The sequence below is a fragment of the Streptomyces sp. NPDC001858 genome (assembly GCF_053594615.1).
On sequence record NZ_JBSFEV010000039.1, the window covers coordinates 76,837 to 84,305 of the forward strand.

5 protein-coding genes are annotated in these 7,469 nt (G+C 71.8%); all 5 read right to left on the reverse strand.

The features are described 5' to 3' along the window. Nucleotides 1-48: 48 nt before the first annotated feature. Nucleotides 49-1,944 (reverse strand): AMP-dependent synthetase/ligase, encoded by a 1,896-nt coding sequence (locus tag ACWCPF_RS37095; RefSeq protein ID WP_451049528.1) that lies wholly within the window; start codon nt 1,942-1,944, stop codon nt 49-51. 190 nt (nt 1,945-2,134) lie between these two features. Beyond that, the gene (locus ACWCPF_RS37100) at nt 2,135-3,223 is read right to left on the reverse strand and encodes a glutamate--cysteine ligase 2 (RefSeq protein WP_451049529.1); all 1,089 of its coding nucleotides are present in this window, start codon (nt 3,221-3,223) and stop codon (nt 2,135-2,137) included. A gap of 58 nt (nt 3,224-3,281) precedes the next feature. Beyond that, nucleotides 3,282-5,486 (reverse strand): 1,4-alpha-glucan branching enzyme, encoded by a 2,205-nt coding sequence (glgB, locus tag ACWCPF_RS37105; RefSeq protein WP_451049530.1) that lies wholly within the window; start codon nt 5,484-5,486, stop codon nt 3,282-3,284. 5 nt (nt 5,487-5,491) lie between these two features. Next, entirely contained in the window at nt 5,492-6,853 is a 1,362-nt protein-coding gene (locus ACWCPF_RS37110) for a maltokinase N-terminal cap-like domain-containing protein (RefSeq protein ID WP_451049531.1), read from the reverse strand. Nucleotides 6,854-6,881: 28 nt separating this feature from the next. Continuing rightward, the coding region (locus ACWCPF_RS37115; RefSeq protein ID WP_451049532.1) for an alpha-glucosidase C-terminal domain-containing protein at nt 6,882-7,469 on the reverse strand (588 nt) is incomplete at its 5' end.

Here is a 7,469-nt window from a genome sequence, read left to right on the forward strand (position 1 = left end):
CGCCCCCTTTCAGGGTTCCCGAGGCCCCGCAGGCCAATCCGGGCCGGTTCAGCGGAACACGTCGTCCGCGTCGTCCCAGCTCAGCGCCTCATCCGCGGAACTCTGCCGGGGCAGCCGGGCCCGCGCCTGGTACATCGCCTCGATCTCCGCCGCGTAGTGCTCCACGATCGAGTCGCGCCGCAGCTTCATCGAGGGCGTCAGCAGCCCGTTGGCCTGGTCGAACGGCTGCGGCAGGATCCGGAAGGCGCGGATCGACTCCGAGCGGGACACCACGCTGTTGGCGGCGGCCACCGCCCGTCCGACCTCCTCCCGCAGCGCGTTCTCCTCGCGCGCCTCCCGGCTCTGGGGGTCGCCGTGCAGCGTCAGGCTGCCGCGCCAGTGCGCCAGGAACTCGGGGTCGAGCGTGATCAGCGCGCCCACACAGGGCCGGTTGTCGCCCACCACCACGGCCTGATGGACGAGCGGATGCATCCGCAGCCGCTGCTCCAGCGCGGCCGGCGCCACACTCTTGCCGCTGCTGGTGATGATGACGTCCTTCTTGCGGCCGGTGATCGTGAGGTAGCCGTCGGAGTCCAGGAAGCCGAGGTCGCCCGTGGCCAGCCAGCCGCCCCACATCGCCGCCCGGGTCGCGGTCTCGTCGTTGACATAGCCCTGGAACACCGACGGGCCGCGCACCAGGATCTCCCCGTCGTCCGCCACCTGGATGTCCATGCCCGGCAGGGCCTGTCCGACGGTGCCCGACTTCTCCCGGCCCAGCGGCTGCATGGTGATCCCGCCGCTGGTCTCGGTCAGCCCGTAGCCGTCGTGCACATAGACGCCGATGCCCTCGTAGAACAGTGACAGATCGCGGTGGAGCGGGGACCCGCCCGAGGTGGCGCGCTGGACCCGGCCGCCCAGCGCGGCCCGGAGCCTGCGGTACACCGTCCGTTCGAACAGCGAGTGCTGCAGCCGCAGGTCGAGTCCGGGCCCCGAGCCGCGGCCCAGCCGCTGGCGTTCGACGGCGGCCGCGAAGTCCCGGGCGGTCTCCGCCGCCCGCTCGAACAGCGCGCCACGGCCCGTCTCCTGGGCGGTCCGCAGAAAGTTCTTGTAGATCTTCTCGAAGACCGACGGGACCGCGTACAGATACGTCGGACGGAACGTGCGCAGCGACTGGGAGAGCGCGCCCAGGTCGGGCTCATGGCCCATCAGGATGCCGCCGCGCAGACACAGGCCCTGGATCATCAACCCGTACACATGCGAGAACGGCAGGAAGGCCAGGACCCGTCCCTGCTCACCCGGGCGCGCCGCCGTGTGCCCCCACCCCGCCAGGAGCGTGTCGCACGGGCTGGCCAGGCTGCGATGGCTCAGCGCACAGCCCAGCGGCCGCCCCGAGCTGCCGGAGGTGTAGGCGATCACCGCGGTCGAGTCGGGCAGCACGATCCGGCGCAGCGAGTGGATCGTGGTGAGCGGCACCAACCGGCCGCGGTGCGCGAGCTCGTCGAGCGCGCCCGCGTCCAACTGCCAGACGTGCCGCAGCGCGGGCAGCGCCGCGCACACCGATCCCACGGTCATGACGCTCTGTTCGTCCTCGACGACCACGCCCACACAGCCGGAGTCCCGCAGGATCCACTCCACCTGCTCGCGCGAGGACGTCGGATACACCGGGACGACCTCGGCGCCCACCGCCCACAACGCGTGACAGAGCACCGTCCACTCGTACCGGGTGCGCGCCATGATCGCGACGCGCTGGCCGGGTTTGATCCCGCACGCCACGAACCCCTTGGCCAGATCGACCACTTCGTCCCGCAGCTCGACGGCCGTCACCTGCGCCCAGTCGGCGGAGCCGGCGGGCCGCCGTGCCAGCACCGGGAGACCGGGGGTGCGGTCGGCCGTCTCGAAGACGCTGTCGACGAGCCCCGCGACCGGCGACGAGGCGCTGGGGGGAGCGAGGGCGAAGTCGCGCATGCGCTGCTCCTGACGTGTACGGGCTGTGACCTCGCCGACGGGAACTGTTATCGACGGTGGTCGAATCTAGCCCAGCTCGGACCGGTTGTGGCCTGGAACGAATAAGTGATCCGCGTTGGTGATCTCGCCGTGACCGGACGGCTCGCCGCGGCCCCGGACCCGGAGGCCGGGCGGGGGATCGGCGGCCGTCTCAGGCCTGCGTGTGCCGCACACAGGCGGTGACCACCTCACGCAGATTACCGGTGCGTTCCCACACATCGCGCTGGATCCGCGAGCCGTTGCCGTGCCGCAGCAGCCGGGCGCAGGACGCGCGGGCCCGCTCCAGGTCCCCGCTGTCCGCCAGCGCGTCCTCGACATGCTCCAGCAGGGCCCGCACGACCGTCTCGGCGCGGACCCGCCGCATCGTCTCGGGGTGCAGCAGGTCGCCGTTCAGCCCCGAGCGGGCGGCGCGCCAGCCGGCCAGCCGCAGCAGGCTCACACTGTGGTCAAGCGGCGCCCGCCCGGCCTCCCACTCGCGGGCGGCGGTCTCGACCAGCCCGCGCACCAGCGTGGCCACCAGCACGGCGGTGTCCGCGTGCAGACAGACATCCGACACCCGCACCTCCACCGTCGGATAGCGCGCCGACAGCCGGGCGTCGAAGTAGATCATGCCCTCGTCGAGGATGGTGCCCGTGGCCACCATGTCCGCCACCTGCCGGTGGTAGCGCTCCGCCGAACCGAACAGCTCGGTCGGCCCCGCCGACGGCCAGCGCGCCCACACCCGGCTGCGATAGCTGCTGTAGCCCGTCTCCCGGCCCTGCCAGAACGGCGAGTTGGCGCTCAGCGCCGACAGCACCGACAGCCAGGGCCGCATCCGGTCGACGACCGCGACGCCCTCGTCGTCCGAGGCGACGGACACATGGACATGGCAGCCGCACACCATCTGCTCGCGCGTCGCGATGCCGTACTGCTCCGCCATCCACTGGTAGCGCCGGTTCATGCTGACGGAGGGGCTCACCGGCAGCGGCGACGAGGCGAGCGCGACCACCGCGCACCCGGCCTCGCGCGCATGCCGCGCCGCCTCCCCGCGCATGTCCACGATCTCCGCGCCGAGCTCGCCCATCGCCGACTGCGGATGGGTGGCGAACTCGAGCATCTGCTTGTGCAGTTCCTTCTCGAAGACGTCCTTCTCCGTCTCGCACCGCGAGGCGCGGGCGAGGACGGCGGCGGACAGGGCCTGCGGCTCCCCGGTCTCCGGGTCGACCAGGAGGAGTTCCTCCTCCACTCCGACGGTGCGCACGGGATTCGGCCTCTCTCTGGCGGGTGGTACGCATCCGACTGCCCTGTCCGCTGCCGGTTCACACGGACGCCGGCACCAGCCACACCGTGGCCAGGGGCGGCAGCGTGACCCTCAGCTCCCCGTTCTCCGGCGCGAGCGGCGCCGGGTGGCCGACACCGCCGCCGCCGTAGCCTTCCGCGTCGGTGTTGAGCACCTCACGCCAGGCCGGGACCTCGCCGGGGACGGAGAGCCGGTAGTCGTGCCGGACGACGGGGGAGAAGTTGCTGACGGACAGCAGCGGAGCGCCGTGGGCGTCGTGACGCAGGAACGCGAAGACGTTGTCGTCCGCGGCGTCGCCGAGCACCCACCGGAAACCGGCCGGGTCCGTGTCGCGCTCCCACAGGGCCGGGGTGGCCCGGTAGACGGTGTTGAGATCGCGCACCAGGTCCCGCACCCCCCGGTGGTCGCCCGCCGACGCGTACCCGGGATCGAGCAGCCACCACTCCGGCCCATGTGCCTCGGACCACTCCGCGCCCTGGGCGAACTCCTGCCCCATGAACAGGAGTTGCTTGCCCGGGTGGGCCCACATGAAGCCCAGGTACGCACGGTGGTTGGCGCGCCGCTGCCACCAGTCGCCGGGCATCTTGGAGACCAGCGCCTGCTTGCCGTGCACCACCTCGTCGTGCGAGATGGGCAGGATGTAGTTCTCGCTGTAGGCGTACACCATCGAGAAGGTCATCTCGTTGTGGTGGTACTTGCGGTGCACCGGCTCCTTGCCGATGTACTGCAGCGAATCGTGCATCCACCCCATGTTCCACTTCAGCCCGAAGCCGAGACCGCCGCTGTCGGTCGGCCGGGTCACCCCGTCCCAGGCGGTCGACTCCTCCGCGATGGTGACGACCCCCGGACTGCGGCGGTACACCGTCGCGTTCATCTCCTGGAGGAACGCCATCGCGTCCAGGTCCTCCCGGCCCCCGAACACGTTCGGCGTCCACTGTCCGGAGTCCCGCGAGTAGTCGAGATAGAGCATGGAGGCGACCGCGTCCACCCGGAGGCCGTCGACATGGAACTCCTCGCACCAGTAAGTGGCGTTCGCCACGAGGAAGTTGCGCACCTCGACCCGGGCGAAGTCGAACTCGTAGGTCCCCCAGTCCGGATGCTCGGCCCGCCGGGAGTCCCCGGGCTCGTACAGCGGGTCCCCGTCGAACCGGGCCAACGCCCAGTCGTCCTTGGGGAAGTGGGCCGGCACCCAGTCCACGATCACGCCGATCCCGGCCCGGTGCAGGGCGTCCACCAGGTACTTGAAGTCGTCCGGCGTGCCGAGCCGGGAGGCCGGCGCGAAGAAGCCGGTGACCTGATAGCCCCAGGAACCCGAGAACGGATGCTGGGCGACCGGCATGAACTCCACATGGGTGAAACCGAGATCGCCGACATAGGCCGGCAGTTCCTCCGCCAGCTGACGGTAGGTCAGTCCGGGTCGCCAGGACGGCAGATGGACCTCGTAGACGGAGAACGGCGCGACGTGCACGGGAACGTCGCCCCGGTGCGCCATCCACTCCTCGTCCGACCACTCGTAGTGCGAGGCGTGCACGATCGACGCGGTGTCCGGCGGCACCTCGGAGCGCCGGGCCATCGGGTCGGCCTTCAGGAAGCGGTGGCCGTAGCGGGAGGTGATCTCGAACTTGTACCGGGCGCCCTCGCCGATCCCGGGGAGGAACAGCTCCCAGACCCCGGACGCGCCGAGCGAGCGCATCGGGAACGCCGTCCCGTCCCAGCAGCAGAAGTCCCCGGCCACCCGCACCCCCTGGGCGTTCGGCGCCCACACCGTGAACCGGGTGCCGATCACCCCCTGGTGGGCCATCGGCTCGGCGCCCAGCGCCGTCCACAGCTCCTCGTGCCGCCCCTCACGGATGAGATGCAGATCGAGATCGCCCAGGGCCGGGAGGAAGCGGTAGGGATCGTCCACCTTGTGCTCGGCGCCCTCGTACGACACCAGCAGCCGGTACGCGGGCACCGAGTCGAGCGGCAGCACGACGGAGAAGAGCCCGTCGCCCTCCGAGACCAACGGGGTGGGATCGCCGTGGATCAGGACGCTCACGGCGTCGGCGAAGGGCCGCAGGGTCCGGAACAGGACCCCGCCCTCCACCGGGTGGGCGCCCAGCAGTGCGTGCGGATCGTGGTGGGCGCCCGAGAGCAGCCGCCCGCGGTCGGCCGGATCGAGTGCGGGCGCCGTGCGCGGGCGGGGGCCGGCCGACTCGGGCAGAGAAGTGTCACGCAGGGCCACAGGGGTCAGCCTCCTCGGACGGCGAGTCGTTCGATCGCCGCCATGGGTACGGGGAGCCAGTCGGGACGGTTACGGGCCTCGTACAGCACTTCGTACACGGCTCGGTCCGTCTCGTAGGCACGCAGCAGGGCATGTTTCTTGCGGGGGTCCCAGCCCGCGCGGGCCGCATAGCCCGCGCAGTAGGCCTCCCGGCAGCGGCGCGCCCACTCGGGCCGCCACGGCCGGCGCTGGCGGGCCGCGTAGTCGAAGGAGCGCAGCATCCCGGCGATGTCCCGGACCGGGGAGTGGGCGCTGCGCCGCTCGGCCAGCGGACGGGACGGCTCGCCCTCGAAGTCGATGACGAACCAGTCGCGCCCGGCGCGCAGCACCTGCCCGAGGTGCAGATCGCCGTGGATGCGCTGGGCGGGCGGACCGGCGTCGCAGACGGAGAGCGCCCCGAAGGCGGTGGTCAGCCCCGGGACGAACGGCCGCAGCGCCGGCACATGGTGCGCGGCCGCCTCCAGCCGCTCGGTCATCGCCGCCGCCGTCCGCCCGTCCTCCGCGTCCGGGCCGGCCGGCAGGGCCGCGGCGAGCGCCAGATGGACGTCCGCCGTGGCCCGCCCCAGCTCCTCGGCCTCCGCCGCGAAGTCCTCCCCGCGGGCGAGCGCCCGCAGCGCCAGCGTCCAGCCGTCCGAGGCGTCCGGCAGGAACGGCTGGAGCACGCCGAGCGTCGCCTCCTGCGGATGCGTCGTCGAGAACCAGGCCACGGGCGCGGGCACCCGCCCGCACCCCTGCCCGGCCAGCGCGACCGGCACCTCCAGATCGGGATTCACCCCGGGCTGGATCCGCCGGAAGATCTTCAGGATGAACGCGTCCCCGTACACCAGCGAGGTGTTGGACTGCTCGGCCTCCAGCAGCCGGGGCGCGAGCCCCGGGGGCAGCGACACGGACGGGTCCGACTCGAAGGACAGCGGGCCGAGCGTGCCGGGGTGGCGCATCCGCTCCAGGAGCAGATGCGCCGAACGGGGGTCCTGCAAGGCGTCATGGACGGTCAGGCCGGCCAGCGGCCCGTCCTCCACCCTGCCGATCAGCGCCCGCCCGAGGCGCGGCGACAGATGCTCCTGGAGACCGAGGAGCAACTGGTAGCAGTCGCCGGCCGGGGGAGTGTTCCCGGGCGTCGGGACGCCCGACTGACCGGCGTGCACGAGCAGATGCAGACAGCCCGGGTACAGCTCGGTCATCGACAGCATGCGCAGATCGGTGAGGGGCCGGTCCTTGCCGGCGAACCAGCGCTGCCGCGGCAGCCACTCCCGCAGCAGCGCGGCGAGCGGCCCGACCGAGCGGACGCCGCTCGCGCCGCTCGGCCGCAGGGGTGCGGTCTTCGTCACGGTGACCCATCCTTTCCGCGGCGCACGCTCACAGGCGGCGACCGATCCGGGACGCGGCTCTGGTGAGCCGGAACCAGTAGAAGCCGTGGCCCGCGAGGGTGAGCAGATAGGGCAGTTCACCGATGGCGGGGAACCGGACACCGCCGAAGAGCTCCACGGGATACCGCCCGTCGAAGCGGCGCAGGTCGAGTTCGGTGGGCTGTGCGAAGCGCGAGAAGTTGTGCACGCACAGCACCAGGTCGTCCCCTCCTTCCCCGGTCTGGGGGGCCTCCCGCAGGAAAGCGAGGACGGCCTGGTTGGAGGACTGCAGTTCGGTGTACGTCCCTAGCCCGAAGGCGGGATTCTGCTTGCGGATCTCGATCATGCGCCGGGTCCAGTGCAGCAGCGAGGAGGGCGACGACATCGACGCCTCGACGTTGGTGACCTGGTACCCGTAGACGGGATCCATGATCGCGGGAAGGGACAGCCGGCCCGGGTCGCAGGACGAGAAGCCCGCGTTGCGGTCGGGCGTCCACTGCATGGGCGTGCGGACGGCGTCGCGGTCGCCGAGCCAGATGTTGTCGCCCATGCCGATCTCGTCGCCGTAGTAGAGGATCGGCGAGCCGGGCAGGGAGAG

What these genes read in the sequence shown, in the direction of transcription:
- ACWCPF_RS37095 (WP_451049528.1), bottom strand. Translation starts at nt 1,944, where the DNA reads ATGCGCGACTTCGCCCTCGCTCCCCCCAGCGCCTCGTCGCCGGTCGCG.